Consider the following 23,668-nt stretch of genomic DNA (forward strand, 5'->3'; position numbering starts at 1 on the left):
CCCGAGCGAACGACATCGCCGCGAACCCGGGAACGAACGACACCGACGGTGACTCCGCGGACATGGACACGACCGCCGGCATCGACGCCGGCGGGGACAGCGCCGTCGGTATGCCCCTGGAGGCCGATGCCGGCAGCGCCACCACCATCGACGCTCCCGCCGACGCCGAAGCACACAGCGCCTCGGACCTCGACGCCGAAGCGGGCACCGTCGAACCTGCCGGGGACAGCCCACGGGCCCGGATCGTGCTGGTGGGGCCGCCGGGGTCGGGGAAGTCGACGATCGGGCGGAAGCTCGCGCGTGAGCTCGGGGTGGAGCTCTTCGACACCGACGCGGGGATCGAGGCCGAGACCGGGCGCGGGATTCCGGAGATCTTCGCGACCGACGGGGAGCCGGCGTTCCGGCGGATCGAGGAAGACGTGGTGCGCCGCGCGGTGCTCGAGCACGACGGCGTCGTCTCTCTCGGCGGCGGTTCCGTGCTGTCGGCGCGCACCAGGGAAGTGCTGCGCGGGGCCACGGTGGTCTACCTGGAAATCAGTGTGGGCGAAGGACTTCGGCGCACCGGATCCAGCAATGCCCGTCCGCTGCTCAACGGCACGGACCCCGCGGCCAAGTACCGGGAGCTGATGCGGATCCGGCGCCCGCTGTACCGCGAGGTCGCCACCGTCCGCGTGCGCACCGACGGCCGCAGTCCCGGCCGGGTCGTGCGGATGATCCTGGCCAAGCTCGGCCTCGAATCGGTGCGGACCGATCTCGACGCCCAGCGCGGCACCGGAACCGCTACGGCGGCAACGGGTTCGGTCACCAGCAGGCCCGGCGTCGGCAGCAACCGGTCTCGTGCGCGCCGACGCGCCAGGGCCCGTGCCGCGGCCGCGCGCCGCGCGGCCACCGCTCAGCCGGGCACGGTCGACCGGTCCGGAACCTCCGCGCCCGCAAGCAAGGCGGCGGCCGACGGCAGTGCCGAGGCGAACACGGCCGCGAGCACGGCCGGTGAGCGAACCGGTGCCCAGCCGGGCGAGCCGGGCACGCGCGCGACGGGCAGCCGCCGCCCCCGCCGCGCCCGCTCGCGACGGGGTGGGCGACTGCGGTCCGCGGCCGCCAACGCCCAGGGTTCCTCCAGCACATCCGGCACCGCCGGTACGCAGAGCTCCAGCGGCGCGCGGAATTCCGGCAACACGTCCGGAGCCTTGCGCACTCAGGGCTCCGGTGGCCCACAGGGTTCCGGCAACGCACCCCGTACTACCGGCACTCAGAGCTCCGGCGGCCCACAGGGTTCCGGCAGCGCACCCGGTGTCACCGATACGCAGAGCTCCGGCGGCGCGCGGAATTCCGGCGGCGCGTCCGGCACCACCGGTACCCAGGGCTCCGGTGGCACACGAGGTGCAGGGAGCGCATCCGGTGTCGGCGGCGCGGGGAACGAGACCGGCGGCACCACCAGCGGTCGCCGCGGGGCGGTGGGGCAGGCCGGGGACGCGGATCGCTCGGCGAACCAGGCCGGGGAGCGGGCGCGCCGGAAGCGGCCGCGCCGACGGGGGCGAAGCGAGACCAACGACCAGAAAGAATCGGAGCAGCGCACGTGACAGAGCCGACGACCATTCAGGTACGCACCGCCGACCCGTATCCGGTGATCATCGGCCGCGGACTGCTCGGCGATCTCGTCGAGGCCGTCTCCGCCGGCAATGCCGTGCGGACCGTGGCGATCTTCCATCAGCCGCCGCTGGCCGAGACCGCCGAGGTGGTGCGCAAGGCGCTGGCCGACACCGGGATCGACGCGCACCGGATCGAGATCCCCGACGCCGAGGACGGCAAGGACCTGGCCGTGGCCGGCTTCTGCTGGGAGGTCCTCGGCCGGATCGGCCTGACCCGCAACGACGCCGTGGTCAGCCTCGGTGGCGGCGCCGCCACCGACCTGGCCGGGTTCGTGGCCGCCACCTGGATGCGCGGGGTGCGCATCGTGCACGTGCCGACCACCCTGCTGGCGATGGTCGACGCGGCGGTCGGCGGCAAGACGGGCATCAACACCGAGGCGGGCAAGAATCTCGTCGGCAGCTTCCACGAGCCGAGCGCCGTGCTGGTCGACCTGGCGACCCTGGAGACGGTGCCGCGCAACGAGATCGTGGCGGGCATGGCCGAGATCATCAAGGCCGGATTCATCGCCGACCCGGTGATCCTCGACCTCATCGAAGCCGACCCCGAGGCCGCCCTCGACCCCACCGGCGACGTGCTGCCCGAGCTCATCCGGCGCGCCATCCAGGTCAAGGCCGATGTCGTCGCGGCCGACCTCAAGGAGTCGAGCCTGCGCGAGATCCTGAACTACGGGCACACCCTCGGCCACGCCGTGGAGCGCCGCGAGCGCTACCGCTGGCGCCACGGCGCGGCCGTGTCGGTCGGCCTGGTCTTCGCGGCCGAACTGGGCAGGCTGGCCGGGCGCCTCGACGACGCCACCGCCGACCGGCACCGCACCATCCTGGAGAGCGTCGGCCTGCCGGTGAGCTACGACGCCGACGCGCTGCCCCAGCTGATGGACGCGATGCAGACCGACAAGAAGACCCGGTCGGGTGTGCTGCGGTTCGTGGTGCTGGACGGGCTGGCCAAGCCGGGCCGTCTCGAGGGTCCCGACCCGTCGCTGCTGGCCGCCGCCTACTCGGCGATCGCCCGCGAGGCGTCCACCGGCGGCCCGATCCTGCTCTGAGACGGCGAAGTGCCCGGCAGGACGGCCTGCCGGGCACTCGACACGGATAACGCTCAGGCCGTGGCGAACTCGGGCTGAGTAACCGGCGCGGCGGATTCGGGAGCCCGCCGGGCCCGGCGGCGGCCGAAGGCGACGCCGGCCAGCGCGGGCAGGAAGATCAGCAGCATGATGAACGCCGCCGACGAGGTCAGCTCGAAGAGCGCGCCGGAGTCGCCGAGTTCGACGCCCGGGATCTGATCCAGGACCAGGCACACCGCGCCACTGGCCAGCCCCGCGACGGCGCCCGCGGCCATCCAGCGCACGGTGAGGTCGACGGCGGCGGCCGAACGGCCGTCCCGCATGCCCCACACCGCGGCGACGCCCACGATCACGATCAGGCACGCGACCCGCCAGACGAGGCCGAAGGTCGGCGCGAACGCCATCGCGAATCCGAGCAGCAGCCGTAGCCCGACGACCAACGCGCCGAGGACGGTCGCACGCAACACCCAAGCGGTCATGTGCAACACCCTAGCCGGTCAAAACTAGAACAGGTATCAATTCCGTGGATCAGCTGTCGAGCGCCGCGGCCATCGCCGCCCGCGGGGCCGGCTGACCGGTGAACTGCTCGACCTGCCCGTAGGCCTGATTCAGCAGCATCTGCAGCCCGCTGACCACCGTGTGCCCGGCCGCGTCGACCGCGTGGGCCAGCGGGGTCGGCCACGGGTTGTAGATGGCGTCGAGGACCACCGGCGCGACGGCGACGGCCTCGGCGATCGGCGCAGCGGCCTCGGCGGGCACGGTGCTCACCACGGCTCCCGCCGACGCGCACGCCGCCCGCACACGGTCGGCGTCGAGCGGGACCACCGTGGGCCGCATCCCCAGCCGCTCGGCCAGGTCGAGCGCGCCGCGCGCCCGGCCCGCGTCGCGCGCGATGACGGTCACCGCCTTCGCGCCCAGGTCCGCCAGCGCCAACAGCGCGGGCCTCGCCGTGCCGCCCGCACCGAGCACCACGGCCTCGTCCAGCGTGGTGACGCCGCCGCCACGCAACGCGCCGAGCACGCCGTCGACATCGGTGCAGTCGGCCCGCCAGCCCGCCTCGGTCCGGACCAGGGTGTTGGCCGAACCGACCAGCACGGCCCGCTCGGTGCGCTCGTCGGCGACGGCCAGCGCCGCCTCCTTGCCCGGCATGGTCACCGACAGCCCGACCCACTCCGGTCCGAGGCCCCCGACCAGCCCCGGCAGCATCGCGGCATCGCATTCGATCCGCTCGTAGGTCCAGTCCAGACCCAGCGCGCGGTAGGCGGCCAGGTGCAGCTGCGGTGATCGCGAATGCGCGATGGGCTGACCGAGCACCGCGGCTCTGCGCACCGTCATCGCCTCGGCCACGCTCATCGCCCGCTGTCGAGAATGCCGCTCTGATGCGCCTTCTGGATGTTGCGCAGGTGCTCGGCGTAGCTCTCGGTGAACAGGGTGGTGCCCTTCTGATCGATCGTGACGAAGTACAGCCAGGTGCCCGGCTCCGGATTCTCCATCGCCTCCAGCGCTTTCAGCGACGGCGCGGCGATCGGATTGGCGGGCAGCCCGGACATGGCATAGGTGTTCCACGGCGTGACCTCGGCGCGGTCGGCGTCGGTCGTGGCGACCTCGGTCTTGTCGAGCGAGTAGTTGACCGTGGAGTCGAACTGCAGCGGCTGATCGATGCGCAGCCGGTTGACGATCACCCGCGCGACCTTGGGCATGTCCGGCGGCAGCGCCTCGCGCTCGACCAGCGAGGCCGCGATCAGCGTCTGGTACGGGTCGAGCTGGTTCGTGGCGCCCGAACGCAGCAGGCCGGTGGATTCGTATTGCGCCGCGCTGGTGGTGATGAGCTGGCGCAGGATGTCGACCGGGCCACCGCTGGGATCGAAATCCAGGGTGCCCGCGGCGATCAGGCCGTCGAGCTGCCTGCGCCGGTCCGGCGCGGCGGCGACGGACTGCTTGGCCCAGTCCGGCACCCCGAGTGCGGCGAGGTCGGTGCTCGCGCCCGCGGCGTCGAGCTGTTCGTAGGTGACACACTTCGCGGCCGGGGCGGTGCCGATGCAGCTGGCGGCGGCGATCTTGGTGTAGATGCCTTCCTTGCGGGCGCCGGTGTTCACGTCGTGCTGGTCGTGGAGCTGGCGGCCCTCGGAGACGACGAGGTTGCCCACGCGCGAGGACTTGGACACCAGCGTGGTCACCGCGTGCTCGGCGGGACTGTTCTGCTGGACGGCGTAGAAGCCGGGCTGCACGCCGTTCATGTTCGAATTGCGCACGGCCGCTTCGTAGAACGCCTCGGCGCTGGCGACGACGCCCTTCTCCTTCATGGACTCGGCGATCTGCGTCGCGGTGTCGCCGGAGTGCACCTGGACCACGACGGGCGCGCCGGGCGGTCCCGCGAAGTCCTCGGGCGGGGTGAAGCCGCTCATCAGCTTGTACCCGGCGAAGCCGGCCGCCGCGACGAACAGCACGACGAGCACCGCGCCGACCGCCCACAGGTTGCGGCGGCGTCGTTTACGCTCGGCCGCCTTGCGCGAGGCGATCCGCGACCGCTTGCTCCGGCCCGAGGCGGCTTTGCCGCGGCCCGCCGGTTCCTTGCCGCGCCCAGCGCCTTCCCGGCCACGTGCGGACGGGCCGCGACCACGCGCTGGAGCCGCCCTGCCGCCTGCGGGCGCACGGCCCGCCGGTGGCCGCCTGCGCGCCGGAGCGACCGGCTCGGGCTCGGGCTCCGGCTCGTCGTAGACCTCGTCCTCGTAGCGCGGGATGACATTGGTGTCGTCATCGTCGTCCCAGTGCGCCGGATCCGGTTCGGGCTCCGCACGTGCCGTGCGGGCGTCCAGACCCCAGTCGTCGCGCCGGGGGTAGCGCCGATCGGCCTCCCGCGCCCGGTAGCGTTCCTCGGCCCTGGCCCATCGGTCGGTCATGCGTCGTCTCCGACCCCGTGTGCCGTGTCTGTCGCGTCCTTCAACACCGAACTCCGCTCGTCCAACCATCCTTGCAGAATCGACACCGCTGCCGCCTGGTCGATCACCTGCCGCTGGCCACGTGCGCGAACCCCGCTGTCGCGCAGCGCACGTGCAGCAGACACCGTAGTCAAACGTTCGTCGGAAAGGCGTATCGGAATCGGGTCTATCACCCTGCGCAACTCCCGGGCAAACCGACGCGCGATGGTCGCCGCCGTGCCGTTTTCACCACGCAACGTGCGCGGGAGACCGATGATCACCTCGACCGCTTCGTACTCCGACACGATCTCGGCAATTCTTGCGATGTCGGCGGGTGGGCCCGCCGCGCGCCCACCGGATTTCGCCGGTTTGGCGCGCGGCACGGTCTCCACGGGCGTGGCGAGGATGCCGTCGGGATCGCTCGAGGCGACACCGATCCGGACGCTGCCGACATCGATCGCGATCCGGCGCCCGCGACCGGGATCGGTCGCCGCGTCGGGGCGGTCGGCCGCGTCCTGGTCGGTGGCGCCGGTGTCGGCGGCCATCAGGCGGCCAGTTCGGCCACCCGGGCACGGACCGCGGCCAGACCGGCCGGGATACCCGACGGATCCGACCCCGAGCCCTGCGCCATCTCCGGCTTGCCGCCACCGCGACCGGCGATGCTCGGCCCGAAGCTGGCGACCAGGTCACCCGCCTTGAACCCGAGATCCTGGGCGCCCTTGTTCACCGACACCACGAACGGGGCCTTGCCGTCGGCATTGCCGAGCAGCACGACCACCGCCGGATCGCTGCCGAACCGGCCGCGGATGTCGGTGGCCAGGGTGCGCAGGTCACCGGCGTTGACGCCTTCCGGCGCCGCCGCGGCCACCAGCAGCACCGAGCCGACCCGCTCGGCCTGCTCGACGAACGTGCCCGCCGAGGACAGCACCGCGGCGATCTTGGTGCGCTCGAGTTCCTTCTCGGCGACCTTGAGCCGCTCCACGAGCTGCTCGACGCGTCCGGGCACCTCGTCGGAGGGCACCTTCAGCGAGGACGCCACACCGGCCAGCAGCGCGCGCTCCTTGGCCAGGTACTTGTAGGAGTCCAGGCCGACGAAGGCCTCCACGCGACGCACACCCGAGCCGACCGACGACTCGCCGAGCACGGTGATCGGGCCGATCTGCGAGGAATGCTCGACGTGGGTGCCGCCGCACAGCTCCATCGAGAACGGGCCGCCGATCTCCACGACGCGCACCTCGTCGCCGTAGTTCTCGCCGAAGAGCGCCATCGCGCCCATCTCCTTGGCCTTGGGCAGATCGGTGACGAAGGTGTTGACCTGGAAGTCGGCGCCGACCGCGTCGTTGGAGACGGCCTCGATGTCGGCCTTCTGCTGCTCGGTGAGCGCGCCCTGCCAGTTGAAGTCGAAGCGCAGGTAGCCGGGCTTGTTCAGCGAACCGGCCTGCACGGCGTTGGGGCCGAGCACCTGCCGCAGCGCGGCGTGCACCATGTGGGTGCCGGTGTGGCCCTGGGTGGCACCGCGGCGCCAGGCCGGGTCGGCCTGCGCGAGCACCACATCGCCCTCGGTGATCTGGCCCTGCTCGACCGTGGACTTGTGCACCCACAGCTTCTTGGCGATCTTCTGCACATCGTTCACGCGCAGCTTCAGGCCCGAGGCGGTGATGGTGCCGCGGTCGGCGATCTGACCACCGGACTCGGCGTAGAGCGGGCTGCGGTCGAGGATGACCTCGACGTCCTGGCCTGCCTGCGCGGCGGGCACCCGCACGCCGTCGGCGATCAGGGCCAGCACGTTCGCCTCGGAGGTGAGCTCGTCGAAGCCGGTGAACTCGGTGGCGCCGCGGTCGACCAGTTCCTTGTAGACGGTCAGGTCGGCGTGCGCGTGCTTGCGGGCCTGGGCGTCGTCCTTGGCGCGCTGACGCTGCTCGGCCATGAGCGAGCGGAAGCCCTCCTCGTCCACCGAAAGGCCCGCCTCGGCGGCCATTTCGAGGGTGAGGTCGATCGGGAAGCCGTAGGTGTCGTGCAGCGCGAAGGCGTCGGCGCCGGCGATCTGCTTGCCGCCCTTGGACTTCACCGCGGTGGCGGCGTTGTCGAAGAGGGTCTCGCCGGTGTTGAGCGTCTTGAGGAAGGCGGTCTCCTCGCCGACCGCGACGGTCTCGATGCGGCCGAAATCGGTGGCCAGCTCCGGGTAGGACGGCGACATCAGGTCGGAGACGACCTTCATCAGCTCGCCCATCACCGGCTTCTCGGCGCCGAGCAGGCGGGCCGAGCGCACGATGCGGCGCAGCAGGCGGCGCAGCACGTAGCCGCGGCCGTCGTTGCCGGGGTTCACGCCGTCGGCGATCAGCATCGCGGAGCTGCGGACGTGGTCGGCGATCACGCGGAAGCGCACGTCGTCGGCGTGTTCGACGCCGTAGGAGCGGCCGGTGAGCTGTTCGGCCTTGTCGATGATCGGGCGCAGCAGGTCGGTCTCGTAGACGTTCTCCACGCCCTGCAGCAGCATGGCGACGCGCTCGACGCCCATGCCGGTGTCGATGTTCTTGCGCGGCAGCGAGCCGACCGGCGGGTGGCCCTGCTTGGGGCTCAGTTCGCCGCGGATGTCCTGCATGAAGACGAGATTCCAGATCTCGAGGTAGCGGTCCTCGTCGGCGACCGGGCCGCCTTCCTTGCCGTAGGCGGGGCCGCGGTCGTAATAGATCTCCGAGCAGGGGCCGCCGGGACCGGGCACGCCCATGTCCCAGTAGTTGTCCTTGCCGTCGCGGAACTGGATGCGCTCCTTCGGGATTCCCGCGACACGATGCCAGATCTCGGCCGCCTCCGGGTCCGACTCGTAGGCGGTGACCCAGATGCGTTCGGGATCGAAACCGAAGCCGCCTTCCTCCTGCGGCTTGGAGATCAGCTCCCAGGCCAGCGTGATGGCGCCTTCCTTGAAGTAGTCGCCGAAGGAGAAGTTGCCCGCCATCTGGAAGAACGTGTTGTGCCGGGTGGTGACGCCCACCTCGTCGATGTCACCGGTGCGCACGCACTTCTGCACGCTGGTCGCGCGCGAGTACGGCGGCGCCTCCTGGCCCAGGAAATACGGCTTGAACTGGACCATGCCCGCATTGACGAACAGCAGGTTGGGGTCGGCCAGGATCAGCGAGGCACTGGGCACCTCGGTGTGTCCGGCACGGACGAAATGGTCCAGGAAACGCCGTCTAATCTCGTGGGTCTGCACAGCAGTCCAGCCTACCGCCTGCATTCCACCGGTTTTGCGCCGGAGTCGGTGGTCTCGGCGACACCCGCCTACTTCCCCCGCACGATGCGGCGCAGCTTGCCCAGCCTGCCGCCGACCTCCCGTTCGAAGCCGTGGTCGGTCGGCTCGTAGTAGTCGGTGCCGACCAGGTCGTCGGGCGGGTACTGCTGGGCCAGCACACCCTCGCGCGCGTTGTGCGGGAACCGGTAGCCCTGCGCGTTGCCCAGCGCGGCGGCGCCCGCGTAGTGGCCGTCGCGCAGGTGCGGCGGCACGGCGCCGGCCTTGCCCGCGGCGACATCGGCCATCGCCGCGCCGAGCGCCGAGGTCACCGCGCCGGACTTCGGGGCGGTGGCCAGGTGGATCGTGGCCTGGGCCAGCGCGAGCCTGGCCTCGGGGAGGCCGACGAGCTGCACCACCTGGGCGGCGGCGGTGGCGGTCTGCAGGGCCATCGGGTCGGCCATGCCGATGTCCTCGCTGGCGTGGATCATCAGGCGGCGGGCGATGAAGCGGGGGTCCTCGCCCGCGGTGAGCATGCGGGCCAGGTAGTGCAGGGCGGCGTCGACATCGGAACCGCGGATGGACTTGATGAAGGCGCTGATCACGTCGTAGTGCTGGTCGCCCGCGCGGTCGTAGCGCACCGCCGCCTTGTCGACGCTGGCCTCGACCAAGGCGACGTCGACGACACCGTCGAGGGAGGACTCGGCCGAGGCCTCCAGGGCGGTGAGCGCGCGCCGCGCGTCACCGCCCGCGATGCGCACGATGTGGTCGAGCGCCTCGTCGGTGACCGTGTACTCCCCCGCCAGGCCGCGCTCGTCGGCGATCGCGCGGTCGAGCACGGACCGGATGTCGGCCGGGGTGAGCGATTGCAGCTGCAGCACCAGCGAGCGCGACAGCAGCGGCGAGACCACCGAGAACGACGGATTCTCGGTCGTCGCGCCGACCAGCAGCACGATCCGGTTCTCGACCGCGGCCAGCAGCGCGTCCTGCTGGGTCTTGGAGAAGCGGTGCACCTCGTCGATGAACAGGACTGTCTGCTCCCCCACCGTCAGCCTGCGCCGGGCCACATCGATGACCGCGCGGACCTCCTTCACCCCGGCCGACAGCGCCGACAGCGCCTCGAACCGGCGGCCGGTGGCCTGCGACAACAGCGAGGCCAGGGTGGTCTTCCCGGTCCCCGGCGGGCCGTAGAGCAGCACCGACGCCGCGCCGGAGCCCTCCACCAGGCGCCGCAGCGGCGAGCCGGGACCGAGCAGGTGCTGCTGGCCGATCACCTCGTCGAGCGAGCGCGGCCGCATCCGGACCGCCAGGGGCGCCCCGGGGTCGCGCCGGACCACCGCGTCGAGCCCCTGCGCGGGCGCGGGGTCGGCACCGGGCACGTCGAACAGGCTGTCACTCACGTCGAGCAGGGTACCGATGCCCTCGGACAGGTCCGCGAGTTGAACGGCTGACCAATTCTTGCGTGTCCGACTTGCGCGGCGGGCCGCGCTGGGATGAGATCGCTGATCGTGGTCGAAAACACCGAGGTCGTCGTGGGACAGTTCGCTCGTCGCACCCTGTTCAAAGGCGGCACCGCGGCAGCGGCGGCCGCGCTGCTCACCGCCGCGCCCGCCCACGCGTCGGGCACGGTGTTCCGGCACGGTGTTGCCTCGGGCGATCCGCTGCCGGGCGCGGTGATCCTGTGGACCCGGGTCACCGTGGCCGAGGACGCGACCCCGGGTTCCGGGCTGGGCGACGCGGCCACCGTCCGCTGGGAGATCGCGACCGACGAGTCGTTCACCCGGATCGCCGCTTCCGGGACGGCCACCGCCACCGCGGACAGCGACCACACGGTGAAGGTCGACGCGACCGGGCTGGCCGCGGGCACCGACTACGTCTACCGCTTCACGGCCCTGGGCGAGACCTCCCCCGTCGGCCACACCCGCACCGCCCCGGCCGACGACACCGACGTCGAGCGACTGCGTCTCGGCGTGGTGTCGTGCTCGAACTGGGAGGCGGGCTGGTTCGCCTCCTACCGTCATCTGGCCGCGCGCGGCGACCTCGACGCCGTCGTGCACCTGGGCGACTACCTCTACGAGTACGGGCGCGGCGAGTACACCGGGCGCGGCGGTGCGGTCCGCGCGCACGATCCGGTGCACGAGATCGTCAGCCTGGCCGACTACCGGATCCGGCACGGCCAGTACAAGACCGATCCCGATCTGCTGGCCCTGCACGCGGCGGTGCCGTTCGTGTGCACCTGGGACGACCACGAATCCGCCGACAACTCCTGGCGCGACGGTTCCTCCCACCACGATCCCGCCGTCAGCGGCCCGTGGCAGGACCGCAAGGCCGCCTCCACGCAGGCCTACCTCGAGTGGATGCCGGTGCGCGCCGACCGCGCCGACGGCGGCCTGCGGATCTACCGCCGGTTGCGGTTCGGCACCCTCGCCGAGCTGTCGATGCTGGACCTGCGGACATACCGCGACAAGGAGGCGGGCCCGGGCGCGGGCTGGCGCCGCGCCGACGATCCCGCCCGCACGATCACCGGCCGGGCCCAGATGGAGTGGCTCACCGCGGGTCTGGTGTCCGCGCCCACCCGATGGAAGCTGATCGGCAACTCCGTGATGGTCGCCCCCGTGGTGTTTCCGCCGCTCGAGCCGGCGACCACCGACGCCATCACCTCGCTGCTCGGTTTGCCGCAGGGCGGTCTGACCGTCAACGGCGACCAATGGGACGGCTACACCGCCGACCGCGCCACCCTGTATCGCGCGATCGCCGACAACGAGATCGGCGACGTGGTGTTCCTGACCGGCGACATCCACACCTCCTGGGCCGCCGACCTGCCCCTCGACGCCGCGAACTACCCCGGCGGACCTACCGTCGGCGCGGAATTCGTCGTCCCGTCGATCACCTCCTCTAGTGTCGGCGACCTGCTGAAGGTGCCGCCACGCACCGCCTCGGTCCCCGCCGAGGAGGCCATCAAGACCGCCAACCATCATCTGCGCTACGTGGAGCTGGACTCGCACGGCTACGGCGTGCTGGAGGTGACGCCGGAGCAGGCGAAGATGGACTGGTTCTACGTCTTCGACGTCAACGATCCGGCCACCGGCGTGCGCCACGCCGTCTCCTTCGCGGTGCCGTCCGGCGGTCGCGTGGAGCCGCGACCGGTGCACTGAGCGCGGGACCCTCCCGGCTCCACGGAAATCGGCGCAGAATTTCTCGCAGCGGCTGTCGATCGCGGCCGCACTCGCCCGTCGGAACTGTACGGCCACCCGACGAGCGGGCAGCCGAAGATCCGAAGGAGTGCCCTCATGAGCCAGTACCTGGTCCTGATCTACGGCGACGAAGCCACCTACGCCGCCATGTCCCCCGCCGAGCTCGGTGACATGCTCACCGCGCACCGCGCCTTCCAGCAGCTCGCCGGCGACGCCAACCTCGGCGGCCACGCCCTGCAGCCCACCGGCACCGCGACGTCGCTGCGGCACGAGGCCGACGGCGAGGTCGTCATCACCGACGGCCCCTTCGCCGAGGCGAAGGAAGCCCTCGGCGGCTACTACCTGATCGAGGCGCCGGACCTGGACGCGGCGATCGCGCTCGCCGCGCAGGTGCCCGCCCCGACCGGCGGCGTCGAAGTGCGCCCGATCAAGGTCTTCCCGCAGCCGTGACAACGGCGGCGGCCGCGGCCGTCGAGCAGGCGCACCGTCGCGAATGGGCCTTCGTGCTCGCCGCGACGGTGCGGCTGGTCCGCGATTTCGACCTGGCCGAGGAATGCGTACAGGACGCCTATGCCGCGGCGCTGACCGCCTGGGCGAGCGACGGCGTGCCGGCCAGACCGGGCGCGTGGCTGACCACCGTGGCCCGGCGGCGCGGCCTGGACCTGCTGCGGCGCGACAGCACCCTGCGCCGCACGCTGCCGCGACTCGTCGTCGACGAACCGGTCGCCGACCCCGCCGACCTGGCCATGGCCGACCTCGACGGCCCCGCGATCCCCGACGACCGGCTCCGGCTGATCAGCACCTGCTGTCATCCGGCGCTGGCCCGCCCGGCGCAGGTGGCGCTGACGCTGCGGCTGGTCTGCGGCGTGACCACCGCCGAGGTCGCCCGGGCGTTCCTGGTGAGCGAGACGACCATGGCCGCGCGGATCACCAGGGCGAAGAAGAAGATCGCGGTCGCCGCGATCCCGTACCGGGTGCCGTCGGTGCGCGAGCTGCCGCACCGGCTCGACGCGATCTGCGCGGTCATCCATCTGCTGTTCACCACCGGCCACACCGCGCCCGTCGGCGAGCAGCTCGTCCGCACCGATCTGGTGGGCCGCGCCCGCCAGCTCGCGCGGATGATGCACGCGCTGGTACCCGACGACCCCGCCGTCACCGGGCTGCTCGCGCTGATCCTGCTCACCGACGCCCGCCGCGCGGCCAGGGTGGACGCGACGGGCGAGCTGATCACCCTCGAATTCCAGGACCGCGCCCGCTGGGACCACGCGGCCATCGCCGAGGGCATCGCCCTCGTGAAACAGGCGCTGCCGCACACGGATCGGTACACGCTGCAGGCGGCCATCGCCGCCGTCCACGACGAGGCGCCCACCTGGGCCGACACCGACTGGGCGGAGATCATCGGGCTCTACCGGCTGCTGCTGCGCGTGTGGCCCTCGCCGGTCACCCGGCTCAACCACGCGATCGCCGTCGGCCTGTCCGGCGATCCCGCCCAGGCGCTGACCCTGTTGCGCCCGATCGGCGACGAGCCCGCGCTGGCGACCTACGGCTACCTCGACGCCGCCCGCGCCGCCTTCCTGGCGGAGGTGGGACGCACCGAGGAGGCGATCGTCGCCTACGAGGCCGCGCTGCTGCTCACCGACAACACCGTCGAACGCGCCCACCTGCTACGCAAGCGCTCGGCGCTGACCGGGTGAAACCGCGATTCAGCCCGCCTCAGGCCCCTCAGCGGCGAACGCGCGCTTCCACTCGCGGAAACCCTCCTCGGAGCGCCCGCGCCGCCAGTACCCGGAGATCGAGAACCACTTCGGCGCCACGTCGCGTTCCTTGCGCAGGTAGGGGCGGATGTGCCGCATCACGGCCTCCGCCTCCCCGTGCACGAACGCGTGGACCTGGCCGGGCAGCCACTCGGCCGCGCGGACGGCGGCCACCAGCGGCGCGTGCTCGCCGGCGAGGTCGTCCGGGATCAGGTCCGAGGACACGCCGCGATGCACCCACGACAGGCGCAGGTCACCGGGTGAGGTGAGCGCAATCTCGTCCTCGGCGCCGCCCACCTCGACGAACACGAGCGCGGGCGCGCCGGCAGGCACCGCCTCGAGCGCCGCCGCGATCGCGGGCAGCGCCGACTCGTCCCCGGCGAACAGGTACCAGTCGGCCGCCGGGTCGGGCGCGAAGGCGCCGCCGGGTCCGTTCAACCAGAAGCGCGCGCCCGGCTCGACCGCACGCGCCCACGGCCCCGCGATGCCGTCGTCACCGTGCACCACGAAGTCGATGCTGATCTCGCGTCGTGCGGCGTCGAAGGACCGCACGGTGTAGGTGCGCAGCACCGGCTGGCTCTCCGGGCCCAGTGTCGCGCGCACGGCGTCGAGGTCGAACGGTTCCGGATACTCGACGCCCGGCGGCGGGAAGACGAGCTTCACGTAGGCGTCGGTGAAGGCGTTCGGAGTGAACTCCGGCCCGACGGCGCCGACGATCCGCACCAGGTGCGGAGTCAGCCACTGCTTGCGGACGACGGTGACGCTGACCGGATTCGGCACTGCTGCTCCCTACTTCCTCGGACCACCGCGACGGTACTCCCGTCGCGCCGGGAAGTGGGGAGCTCGCTACTCGGCCCAGCGTTCCTCGAGCATCGCCGACACCTGTTCGGCGAAGTCGCCGACCGCGTCGTCCCCGGTGACCCTGGCATCCTCGGCCAGCGCCGACCAGCGGTTGATCAGCGCCTCCGAGCGCGGCACGGACAGGCCGTGTTCGCGGGCGGTGGCGATGCGCGTGTGGTCGGCGGGCAGGAACCAGTACGTGGACAGCCACACCCAGATCAGGCGTGCCTCCAGGATCCGTTCGGCGAGCACCGTGTCGTCGGCCAGCGACGGCCACACCCCGACCACGGCCGAGCGCCACGCCTCCACCATCTCCCGGGCGCGGCTGCGCGACAACTCGAAATCGCACAGGCAGCCGGGGAACGAGACCAGCGCGTAGGCGATGTCGAGCGTGGCGTCGCGGAATCCGCCCCACTCGTAGTCGAGGAAGCGGGCGCCCTCGTCGTTCATGATCACGTTGTCGGGGCACAGGTCCGACGGGCTGAACGCGCGGTAGCGGCCGCCGGTGAACAACCGATTGCCGTGCACGATGCGCTCGGCGATCTCGCCGGGGACCTCGATGCCGAGTTCGGTCTGCAGCAGACCGGGCACATCGGCGATCGCGGCCTGGGCCTGCTGGGCGATGCCGTCGACGCGATGCGCCGAGTCGACCCGCCGCATCAGCGCGACGAAGTCCGGCTCGCGCCCGACGGTCGCCGCGTGCATCCGGCCCAGCGCCTGCGCGAACGCCATCAGCGAGTTCCGAGTGCCCGGCTCGGCGCGGGTCTGCAGCACGGAGGTGAGCAGCGCGTTCTCGCCCAGGTCCGAGAGCACCAGCAGCCGGTCCGGCACGCTGTGCGCGATCAGGTAGGCGCCGGGGCGCTGTTCGCGACTGAGCGCGGTGGTGAACTGGTAGGACACCGCCTCGCGCAGGAACGCGGCATCGATGCTGGCGACTCCGGGCGCCATGCCACCGGTGACGCGGTCCGAGGCGGTACCGCGCACCTGTTTCACGATCAGCGTGCGCGGCAACGAGAAAGCGTTCTCCGCGACACGCACCCGCAGGACTGTCGTCCTGCCACTGCCACTGAGCTCCATCGGATCACTCAGCTTCACCGGAGCACCCATTCGCTTTGTGAGCAACTGTTGTGCTGCGGACACGACGTCGGCGGCGCGTTCGGCCAATAGTGCGGTCATCGCCTCTCAAGCTACTCGTACCTGGTCACTTCTAGCGAGCGGTTACACAACCTTTCCGCGTCGCTCGGCGTGTTGGAGCCAGGGTTGCGCCGGGTGTGCCTGTTCGCTTGACACACCAGTGCGCCGTCGGGTTTTCTCATCGTCAACTGCTGTGCGCCACACCGCAAACCGGTTGAGTCGAAAGGTCTACCACAGTGACCGACACACCGTACGCCGCATCGAGCGATTCACCGGGTGGGCCACCGCGATCCGGGGGTGGCGGACAGTTCGCCGAGGGCACGGGCCGCCACGAGGGACCGGGTCAGCCGCCCGCCACGGGCCAGGGCCCGAGCAGGCACGGAATGGCCGGTGGCGCAGGGTATCCGCAATTCGAGGGCCCCGGCGCCGCGCAGTACGGCGACGAGCCGCTCGAGCCCGCCCCGCCGGTTGCCGGCACCGGCCACGCGGCCCCGCAGTACGGTCCGGCGACCCCGCAGTACGGTCCGGCCGGCACCGGTCCCGGTTACCCCGCGCCGCAGGCGAAACCGGACACCGGGGGCTATCCGGTCACCCCCGCGCCCGGCGTGTCGGGTACCGGCGGCGGGCAGCCGCAGGGTTACTACCAGCCGGAAACACAGACCCTCGATGTCGGGCGGTCGCTGAGCTACGGCTGGGAGCGCTTCCGCGCCAATCCGGGCCCGTGGCTCGGCGTGACGGCGGTGGGGGTGCTCATCTATCTGGCCGTCCTCGCGATCGTCCAGATCTTCGATCCCACTTCGCTGTTCACGGTGCTGTTCCTGTTCCTGCTCGTCGCGGTCGCCCTGTGGCTGCTGCAGGCGGTGATGATCCGTGGCGCGCTCTACGAAACCGACGGATACCCACCGGCTTTCGGATCGTTCTTCCGCTTCGTGAACGCGGGCAATGTCCTGCTCACGGCCCTGCTGGCCTTCGCGGCGACGCTGCTCGCGTCCTCGCTGTGCCTGCTGCCCGGGCTGGTGGTCGGGTTCCTGTGCATGTTCTCGCTGCACTTCGTCATCGATCAGGACTACGGTCCGCTGGAAGCGATCAAGGCGAGCGCGATCCTGGTGGTGAACAACCTGTGGGCCGCGCTGCTGCTGGCGCTGACGATCTCGCTGGTCACCGCCGTCGGCCTGGTGCTGTGCGGGCTCGGGTTGTTCGTCGCCGGTCCGGTGTGCGCGATCGCGGTCACCTACGGCTACCGGGTGCTCACCGCCGGACCTGTCGCCCGGATCTGAGCGCGGGTCTCAGCGCCCGGGCAGGGTGCGCATGCCGATCGCGCGTTTGAACCGTTCGAACGGCCCGTCCTCGTTGCCCGCGCGCGGACGCAGCCACAGCACCAGCACCCCGGCGACGACGATGCCGAGCAGGTTCACCGCGATCTGACCGACCGACATGAACGCGCGCTGCCACTCCCCGATCGTCGCCGCCACCACCGCGTATCCGGCGGCGGGCACCGTGGTCACCGAGATGAACACGCCGACCAGCGCCGCCGACTTCGAGGTGACCAGCGAGAGCATGCCGGCCGCGCCCGCCAGCAGGGCCACCACCAGGGAGAACGGTCCCACCTGGTAGATGAAGTCGACATTGTGCGCGTCCAGCACGCCCGCGGTGGTGATCCAGCCGATCTTCTCCCAGATCATCGTGGCCAGCGCGGTGACCGCCATGGCGAACGGGAACGCGAAGACCAGCGCGATGAGCGAACGCCGGGCCAGCCGCCACTCCCGCCGCACCAGCGCCACCGACAGCGCCGCCAGCGGCCCGAACTCCGGGCCCACGACCATGGCGCCGACGATGGTGACCGCCGAGTTGGTCGCCACGCCGATCGAGGACAGCAGGCAGGCGATCGTCAGAAAGGCCAGGAACGTGGCGTTGAGCGAGGACTCCTCGTGCGTCTCTGCCTGGAGCTGTTCCCACACCACCGCGTCGTCCGGGTCGCCGGGCGCCTCGTGCACGGCGTGCTCGGCGGCGTCGGACAACACGGTCTCGACCGGGCCGAGCGTGATGCCGCCGCTGTGCACGAGGCCGAGCTTCTTGATGTCGGCGAGCACGGCGTTGGCGGCCTCCCGGGCGACGTCGGCCTGCACCAGATCACCGGCGGGCTCGACGGCGACGCCGCGCGCGAGCGTCACGTGGGTGACGCCGGGATCGGCCGCGAGCACCTCCATCAGGGCGTCGGTCCGCTCGGGCGGTGAGATCACACGCAGGTGGAGCACGAGTGGCCCTTCCGGTCGGCACCGCGGCGCGGCGCGTGAACAGACCAGAAGGTACCGGGTCCCCGTGGTGCGCGCTATTTCTCCGCAGCAACAGCTTTCGCGTCGGCCGCGGGCTTGGCCTCACCCTTGGCTTCGGGCTTGGCGTCGATGCCCGCCTCCTTGCGCTGCTGCGCGGTGATCGGCGCGGGCGCCTCGGTGAGCGGGTCGACGCCGCCACCGGTCTTCGGGAAGGCGATCACCTCGCGGATGGAGTCCTCGCCCGCCAGCAGCGCGGTGATGCGATCCCAGCCGAAGGCGATGCCGCCCATGGGCGGGGCGCCGTAGGAGAAGGCGTCGAGCAGGAAGCCGAACTTCTCCTGGGCCTCGTCGTGGTCGATGCCCATCACCTTGAACACGCGTTCCTGCACGTCACGGCGGTGGATACGAATCGAGCCGCCGCCGATCTCGTTGCCGTTGCAGACGATGTCGTAGGCGTAGGCCAGCGCCGAACCCGGGTCGGTGTCGAAGGTGTCGATCGACTCCGGCTTGGGCGAGGTGAACGCGTGGTGCACGGCGGTCCAGGCCGAGTAGCCCAGGGCCACATCGCCGCTGGCGGTGGCGTCGGCGGTCGGCTCGAACATCGGGGCGTCGACGATCCAGACGAAGGCCCAGGCGTTCGGGTCGATGAGGTCGCACTTGCGGGCGATCTCGCCGCGCGCGGCGCCCAGCAGGGCCCGGCTCGACTTGGTCTGACCCGCGGCGAAGAACACGCAGTCGCCGGGCTCGGCGCCGACCTGCTTGGCCAGGCCCTCGCGCTCGGCGTCGGACAGGTTCTTGGCGACCGGGCCGCCCAGGGTGCCGTCCTCGTTGATCAGGATGTAGGCCAGGCCCTTGGCGCCGCGCTGCTTGGCCCACTCCTGCCAGGCGTCGAGCTGGCGCCGCGGCTGGCTCGCGCCGCCCGGCATGACGACCGCGCCCACGTACTCGGACTGGAACACCCGGAACGGGGTGTCGGCGAAGTAGTCGGTGAGCTCGGTGATCTCGACGCCGAAGCGCAGGTCGGGCTTGTCCGACCCGAAGCGGCGCATGGCCTCGGCGTAGGTCATGTGCGGGATCGGCGTGGTGATGTCGTGGCCGACCAGCTTCCACAGCGCGACCAGGATGTCCTCGGCCAGCAGGATCACGTCCTCCTGGCGCACGAAGCTCATCTCGATGTCGAGCTGGGTGAACTCCGGCTGACGGTCGGCGCGGAAGTCCTCGTCGCGGTAGCAGCGCGCGATCTGGTAGTAGCGCTCGATGCCGCCGACCATGAGCAGCTGCTTGAACAGCTGCGGGCTCTGCGGCAGGGCGTAGAAGCTGCCCGGCTGCAGGCGGGCGGGGACCAGGAAGTCGCGGGCGCCCTCGGGAGTCGAGCGCGTCAGGGTCGGAGTTTCCACCTCGATGAACTCGTGGCGGCCCAGCACCTCGCGGGCGGCGGCGTTGACCTTGGACCGCAGCCGGATGGCGTGGCCGGGGCCCTCGCGACGCAGGTCGAGGTAGCGGTACTTGAGGCGGGCCTCGTCGCCAGGGGTCTCGTCGAGCTGGAACGGCAGCGGGGCGCTCTCGTTGAGCACGATCAGCTCCGAGGCGCTGACCTCGATCTGACCGGTCGGCAGCTCCGGGTTCTCGTTGCCGTCGGGCCGCAGCTCCACCACACCGGTGACCTGCACGCAGAATTCCGCACGGAGCTTGTGGGCCTGCTCGGCCGCCTCGCCCTCGCGGAAGACCACCTGCGCGACGCCGGACGCGTCGCGCAGATCGATGAAGGTCACCCCACCGTGGTCACGACGCCGGGCCACCCAGCCGGTGAGGGTGACGGTCTGACCGGCGTGCTCGCTTCGCAGCGAACCAGCCAAGTGGGTGCGCAGCACGGTATTCCTTTCGACGAGTCGTCGCACCGGCGGAGACGACCAGGTGCACTGCCATCGTAGTGAGACACGATCCCCGAGTGGAAACCGATATCGCGGTCGCCGTGTCAAGCTTGTGACGCATGCCCGCCGTCAGTCGCGTCCGGGGCGGTGAATCATGCTGCAGGACAGCTGGTCAACCTAGCGAAGGCGAGTACGGCGATGACCTTCAACGAAGGTATGCAGATCGACCCAGGTCGGGCCTCCTCCGGCGGCGGTCCGGGCATGGGCGGCAAGCTCGCGCTCGGCGGTGGCGCCGGCGGCTTGATCCTGGTCGTGCTCACCCTGCTCCTCGGCGGCGATCCGGGCTCGGTGCTCGGCAACTTCACCGGCGCTCAGAACGAACAGCAGGCGGGTCAGCAGGGCACCGCGGGCACGCCCGCGCACTGCAAGACCGGCGCCGACGCCAACAAGTACGTCGACTGCCGGGTGGTGCTCACCGCGCAGAGCCTGGACGCGGTGTGGTCGCAGGAACTACCGAAGCAGACCGGCAAGCGCTACGTCGAGCCGAAGCTGGTGCTCTTCTCCGGCGCGGTGGCCACCGGCTGCGGCAACGCCACCAGTGACGTCGGCCCGTTCTACTGCCCGGCCGACCAGACCGCCTACTTCGACACCAGCTTCTTCCAGGAACTCACCGACCGCTTCGGCGCGAGCGCGGGACCGCTGGCCCAGGAGTACGTGGTGGCGCACGAGGTCGGCCACCACATCCAGAACCAGCTCGGCGACATCGGCCGCGCCCAGCGTGATCCCAAGGGCGCCGAATCCGGCGCGGTGCGCACCGAACTGCAGGCCGACTGCTACGCCGGGATCTGGGCCTACTACGCCGACAAGCAGAACGCGCCCGGCGGCAGCCAGCCGTTCCTGAAGCCCTTGTCCGACACCGACATCCGCGACGCGCTCTCGGCCGCCAACGCCGTCGGCGACGACCGCATCCAGCGTGCGGCCGGTCGCGGGGTGAATCCCGAGTCGTGGACCCATGGTTCGTCCGAGCAGCGCCAGAAGTGGTTCCTCGCCGGATACAAGACCGGCTCGGTGAAGGCGTGCGACACCTATTCCGCGGGTGACCTGAACAACCCGCCCGGGCTACGCTGACCCCCGAACGCGACGCCGTCGCACCGACTTTCATCGAGGGGAACCCATGCGCCTGACCATGACCGGACTGCTCGTCTGCGCTCTCGCCCTGCCGGGCGTGAGCGCCGTCGCCCATGCCGATCCGGCGCCGCTACCCCTGATCAGCGTCACCACGATCCCCGACGGCTGGTCCCAGCGCACCGACCTGCGGCCGGTCCTGCAGGTCTTCCCCGACGGCAAGGCCGTGCACTCCCCGGACGCGGTGAGCAAGGACCGCAAGCCCGAGACCGCGGCCAAGCAGGTGACCGGCACCGTGCCCGCCGACGTGCTCTCGGCCGCACGCGCGGAGATCGAGGCGCTCGAGGAGGTCGACTTCGGCATTCCGGCCGGCGAGGGCAAGGGCACCCAGATCATCGATCTCATGCCGGCGGACGCCGACGGCGAGGCGCACCTGGTCGTCTACTCCCCCGACTCCACCGACGGCCTCAACCCTGACCAGCAGGCGGCGCGCAAGCGCTTCGCCGACCTCACCAAGAAGCTGGTCGACGCCTTCAAGAAGAGCTGACCGTACAGCGACGCCGCCCCGGGAACCCTCCGGTTCCCGGGGCGGCGTCGTGTTCGCTCAGAACCGGTCTTCGTCGGCGTCGCGTTCGTCCTCGTGGACCGCGCCGATGACCTCGGGCGTGGATTCGCCGAGGGGGCCGGTGAGGTCGTCGTTGCCGGTGCGGCTCTGGTAGGGCTGCACGGTGCGGCCGTGTTCGTCGTCGTTGTTGCGCTGGCCGGCGCCCGCGCCCGCGCCGCCGCCCATGAAGCCAGAGCCGCCGGTGCCGGTGCCCGTGGTGGTGCCGAGGCCGGTGCCGGTGCCCATGCCCGCGGTCATCACGCGCCCGCCGGGCACGGTGGCGCCCGGCACGGCCGTGGTCGCCTTGGGTGTGCCCGTGCTCGGCGTACCGCCGCCGCCCGCGCTGCCACCCGAGCCGCCCCGCGCGGTGCCGAGCGCGCCGAGTGCGGCGCCGCTGCCACCGCCGGAGCCGCCCGTACCCCCGGTGCCGAGGCCGGCGGCCGAGGTGGAGCCCGGGGTGGTCGTGGGCGAACCGGTGCCGGTCGCGGCCGCGGCGGTGGTGTCGTCACCGGTGCCGCTGAGCGCGCTCTCGGCCTGGGTGAGCAGCGGTTCGCCGATGTTCTCCGAGACCGCCGACAGCGCTTCCTCGGGCGAGGGCAGGCCGCTCTGCGCCGCGAGCTGCGACACCGCGCCGTTGAGCTGGGCGGTGTGTCCGGCCAGCTGTCCGCGGGTGGTGTTGACGACGGTGACCGCCGAGCCGAGATGCTCGGTGGCCAAGCCGATCAGCGTGGCCTGGGTGGGCGGCAGCATGATCGTCGGCGCCAGCGCGGTGGCCTGCGCGGCGAAGGTGGTGGCGATCGCCGAGAGCTGCGCGTTGCCCGACTGGACGACGGCGGCGGCCTGCTCGGTGAGCGCGGCGATGTCGAAGCCGCGCTGGCTGGTCTCCTGGCCCTCGACCTGCGCCTGCTGGCTGGCGGTGGTCGCCGCGTCGGCGGACTCGCCCTCCCACAGCTGCTGCACGGTCTTGAGACCGCCCTGGGCCACGGTCATCGCCGATTCGATCAGCGAGGACGACTGGCTCAGGATGCTGGTGGGGTCGAGCGAGCCGAACACGCCGGTGCCGAAGCTGTTGAGCAGCTGCAGGATCGGGTCGAACAGCGTGTCGATGCCCGGCAACGCGGGGATCGAGATCCCGTTCATGAGCGCGGCGACAGGGTCCTCGGTCAGGGTGGTCGCGGCGGCGGAGTTCGCGGCGCCGCCGGAGGTGCCGGTGCCCCCGGTCGAGGCGCCGGTGAAGGCGCTCTTGGCCTGATCGAACGCCGTCTGCGCGGCGGCCAGCGCGGGTCCGGCGGCCTGGCCGACGGCGGTCTGGGCGCCGCTCAGCGCCGCCGACGCGTCGGCGGAGACGCCGGAGAGGATGTCCTGCGCGTCGACGTCCCCCGTGCCGAGACCGGACAGCCCGGACAGGCCCGCCGGCGAGACGGCGGCCTGCTGGGTCTCCTCGGTGATCTTCTGCGCGAGGGTGAAGACCGGATCCTCGGCGGTGACCACGTCCTCGGGCAGCTGCATCAGCGGCACGTCGAGGATGGCCTGATCGGTGTAGTCGACCGGGACGGCGCCCAGCGCCGACTGCGTCGCGGCGTCGGCGGTGGCCATCGCGGTGTCGGGCGTGATGACGCCCGAATCGCCGGTGCTCAGCGGCTTCATGCCGCGCCTCCGATCCCGGCGGCCTGGCGCGCGAGATCGGCGGCGTTGGCCACGTCGGTCGCGTCGAACTGCACCGAGGAGGTGAACGCCGCGTCGGACAGCTTGGAGAACTTCGCGGACAGGTCGTTGATGTCCTTGGCCTGCAAGGCCTGCGCGACCGCGAACATCGCCAGGTAGTCGGCGCCGATGAGCCCGAACACCGGGGTCATCGCGGCGACGTTGGCCGCCGCGTCGTTGATGCCCGCGGCGGCGATGTCTCCCGCTACCGCGGCATTCGTCCCCGCGAAGGCGGCGACGGCATCGGTCTGCACCGAGAGATCGGTCATGCGAATCCCCCAACTCGTCGTGAAAAGGCTGCTCTGAGACCGCGAT

The 23,668-nt window shown here is 71.5% G+C and carries 19 protein-coding genes and 1 pseudogene; 8 read left to right on the forward strand and 12 right to left on the reverse strand.

Going from position 1 to position 23,668, the window contains the following annotated elements; translation table 11 throughout:
- Positions 1-242: 242 nt before the first annotated feature.
- Both DFR69_RS34945 and aroB read left to right on the forward strand, forming a co-directional pair.
- Positions 243-905 (forward strand): annotated as a pseudogene (locus DFR69_RS34945) (shikimate kinase); the annotation flags it as partial.
- A gap of 671 nt (positions 906-1,576) precedes the next feature.
- Positions 1,577-2,692: a 3-dehydroquinate synthase gene (gene aroB, locus DFR69_RS01450; RefSeq protein ID WP_110035571.1), complete on the forward strand. Its 1,116-nt coding sequence runs from the start codon at positions 1,577-1,579 to the stop codon at positions 2,690-2,692.
- A gap of 53 nt (positions 2,693-2,745) precedes the next feature.
- Here the strand turns inward: aroB and DFR69_RS01455 are convergent, their stop codons facing one another.
- The 6 genes from DFR69_RS01455 to DFR69_RS01480 form a co-directional block, all read right to left on the reverse strand.
- Positions 2,746-3,189, reverse strand: a complete 444-nt coding sequence (locus tag DFR69_RS01455; protein ID WP_110035572.1) for a B-4DMT family transporter — start codon at positions 3,187-3,189, stop codon at positions 2,746-2,748.
- 49 nt (positions 3,190-3,238) lie between these two features.
- On the reverse strand, positions 3,239-4,063 hold the full coding sequence (locus tag DFR69_RS01460; protein ID WP_110035573.1) for a shikimate dehydrogenase: 825 nt from the start codon (positions 4,061-4,063) through the stop codon (positions 3,239-3,241).
- Positions 4,060-5,610, reverse strand: a complete 1,551-nt coding sequence (locus tag DFR69_RS01465) for an endolytic transglycosylase MltG (RefSeq protein WP_110035574.1) — start codon at positions 5,608-5,610, stop codon at positions 4,060-4,062. The genes DFR69_RS01460 and DFR69_RS01465 overlap by 4 nt, the downstream gene beginning before the upstream one ends.
- On the reverse strand, positions 5,607-6,173 hold the full coding sequence (gene ruvX / locus DFR69_RS01470; protein ID WP_110035575.1) for a Holliday junction resolvase RuvX: 567 nt from the start codon (positions 6,171-6,173) through the stop codon (positions 5,607-5,609). Before ruvX ends, DFR69_RS01465 begins: the two co-directional genes overlap by 4 nt.
- Positions 6,173-8,839 (reverse strand): alanine--tRNA ligase, encoded by a 2,667-nt coding sequence (gene alaS, locus DFR69_RS01475; RefSeq protein WP_110035576.1) that lies wholly within the window; start codon positions 8,837-8,839, stop codon positions 6,173-6,175. The genes ruvX and alaS overlap by 1 nt, the downstream gene beginning before the upstream one ends.
- A gap of 68 nt (positions 8,840-8,907) precedes the next feature.
- Complete coding sequence (locus DFR69_RS01480) at positions 8,908-10,254, reverse strand: replication-associated recombination protein A (protein ID WP_186817500.1); 1,347 nt, start codon at positions 10,252-10,254, stop codon at positions 8,908-8,910.
- 93 nt (positions 10,255-10,347) lie between these two features.
- Between DFR69_RS01480 and DFR69_RS01485 the strand changes: the two genes are divergently transcribed.
- The 3 genes from DFR69_RS01485 (at position 10,348) to DFR69_RS01495 (ending at position 13,742) form a co-directional block, all read left to right on the forward strand.
- Positions 10,348-12,009: an alkaline phosphatase D family protein gene (locus DFR69_RS01485; RefSeq protein ID WP_110035577.1), complete on the forward strand. Its 1,662-nt coding sequence runs from the start codon at positions 10,348-10,350 to the stop codon at positions 12,007-12,009.
- Positions 12,010-12,144: 135 nt separating this feature from the next.
- Complete coding sequence (locus DFR69_RS01490; RefSeq protein WP_110035578.1) at positions 12,145-12,498, forward strand: YciI family protein; 354 nt, start codon at positions 12,145-12,147, stop codon at positions 12,496-12,498.
- Entirely contained in the window at positions 12,495-13,742 is a 1,248-nt protein-coding gene (locus DFR69_RS01495; protein ID WP_110035579.1) for an RNA polymerase sigma factor, read from the forward strand. Before DFR69_RS01490 ends, DFR69_RS01495 begins: the two co-directional genes overlap by 4 nt.
- A gap of 9 nt (positions 13,743-13,751) precedes the next feature.
- Here DFR69_RS01495 and DFR69_RS01500 read toward each other — a convergent pair whose 3' ends face one another.
- Positions 13,752-14,582, reverse strand: a complete 831-nt coding sequence (locus DFR69_RS01500) for a siderophore-interacting protein (RefSeq protein WP_110035580.1) — start codon at positions 14,580-14,582, stop codon at positions 13,752-13,754.
- A gap of 66 nt (positions 14,583-14,648) precedes the next feature.
- Entirely contained in the window at positions 14,649-15,818 is a 1,170-nt protein-coding gene (locus DFR69_RS01505) for a phosphotransferase family protein (RefSeq protein ID WP_110035581.1), read from the reverse strand.
- Between the two features lie 194 nt (positions 15,819-16,012).
- On the opposite strand from DFR69_RS01505, the gene DFR69_RS01510 reads away from it, so the two are divergent.
- Positions 16,013-17,053, forward strand: coding sequence for a DUF2189 domain-containing protein (locus DFR69_RS01510; protein ID WP_110035582.1), 1,041 nt, complete (start codon positions 16,013-16,015; stop codon positions 17,051-17,053).
- 9 nt (positions 17,054-17,062) lie between these two features.
- On the opposite strand, the gene DFR69_RS01515 is transcribed toward DFR69_RS01510, so the two are convergent.
- Together DFR69_RS01515 and aspS are read right to left on the reverse strand one after the other, a co-directional pair.
- Positions 17,063-18,031: a DUF389 domain-containing protein gene (locus DFR69_RS01515; protein WP_110035583.1), complete on the reverse strand. Its 969-nt coding sequence runs from the start codon at positions 18,029-18,031 to the stop codon at positions 17,063-17,065.
- 74 nt (positions 18,032-18,105) lie between these two features.
- On the reverse strand, positions 18,106-19,920 hold the full coding sequence (gene aspS, locus DFR69_RS01520; protein WP_110035584.1) for an aspartate--tRNA ligase: 1,815 nt from the start codon (positions 19,918-19,920) through the stop codon (positions 18,106-18,108).
- Positions 19,921-20,118: 198 nt separating this feature from the next.
- Between aspS and ypfJ the strand changes: the two genes are divergently transcribed.
- Entirely contained in the window at positions 20,119-21,048 is a 930-nt protein-coding gene (gene ypfJ / locus DFR69_RS01525; protein WP_110035585.1) for a KPN_02809 family neutral zinc metallopeptidase, read from the forward strand.
- Between the two features lie 46 nt (positions 21,049-21,094).
- A complete protein-coding gene (locus DFR69_RS01530; protein ID WP_110035586.1) occupies positions 21,095-21,592 on the forward strand; it encodes a hypothetical protein in 498 nt (165 codons plus the stop codon).
- Positions 21,593-21,649: 57 nt separating this feature from the next.
- Here DFR69_RS01530 and DFR69_RS01535 read toward each other — a convergent pair whose 3' ends face one another.
- Both DFR69_RS01535 and DFR69_RS01540 read right to left on the reverse strand, forming a co-directional pair.
- On the reverse strand, positions 21,650-23,296 hold the full coding sequence (locus DFR69_RS01535) for a hypothetical protein (RefSeq protein ID WP_110035587.1): 1,647 nt from the start codon (positions 23,294-23,296) through the stop codon (positions 21,650-21,652).
- Positions 23,293-23,622, reverse strand: a complete 330-nt coding sequence (locus DFR69_RS01540) for a type VII secretion target (RefSeq protein WP_110035588.1) — start codon at positions 23,620-23,622, stop codon at positions 23,293-23,295. Before DFR69_RS01540 ends, DFR69_RS01535 begins: the two co-directional genes overlap by 4 nt.
- Between the last annotated feature and the right edge of the window lie 46 nt (positions 23,623-23,668).

The organism is Nocardia neocaledoniensis (genome assembly GCF_003182135.1).
GTDB lineage: Bacteria > Actinomycetota > Actinomycetes > Mycobacteriales > Mycobacteriaceae > Nocardia > Nocardia neocaledoniensis.

Coding starts and splice junctions, on each gene's coding strand:
- DFR69_RS01455 (WP_110035572.1), bottom strand. CDS start 3,189: ATGACCGCTTGGGTGTTGCGTGCGACCGTCCTCGGCGCGTTGGTCGTC.
- DFR69_RS01460 (WP_110035573.1), bottom strand. CDS start 4,063: ATGAGCGTGGCCGAGGCGATGACGGTGCGCAGAGCCGCGGTGCTCGGT.
- DFR69_RS01465 (WP_110035574.1), bottom strand. CDS start 5,610: ATGACCGACCGATGGGCCAGGGCCGAGGAACGCTACCGGGCGCGGGAG.
- ruvX (WP_110035575.1), bottom strand. CDS start 6,173: ATGGCCGCCGACACCGGCGCCACCGACCAGGACGCGGCCGACCGCCCC.
- DFR69_RS01485 (WP_110035577.1), top strand. CDS start 10,348: ATGAGATCGCTGATCGTGGTCGAAAACACCGAGGTCGTCGTGGGACAG.
- DFR69_RS01490 (WP_110035578.1), top strand. CDS start 12,145: ATGAGCCAGTACCTGGTCCTGATCTACGGCGACGAAGCCACCTACGCC.
- DFR69_RS01505 (WP_110035581.1), bottom strand. CDS start 15,818: ATGACCGCACTATTGGCCGAACGCGCCGCCGACGTCGTGTCCGCAGCA.
- ypfJ (WP_110035585.1), top strand. CDS start 20,119: ATGACCTTCAACGAAGGTATGCAGATCGACCCAGGTCGGGCCTCCTCC.
- DFR69_RS01530 (WP_110035586.1), top strand. CDS start 21,095: ATGCGCCTGACCATGACCGGACTGCTCGTCTGCGCTCTCGCCCTGCCG.
- DFR69_RS01535 (WP_110035587.1), bottom strand. CDS start 23,296: ATGAAGCCGCTGAGCACCGGCGATTCGGGCGTCATCACGCCCGACACC.
- DFR69_RS01540 (WP_110035588.1), bottom strand. CDS start 23,622: ATGACCGATCTCTCGGTGCAGACCGATGCCGTCGCCGCCTTCGCGGGG.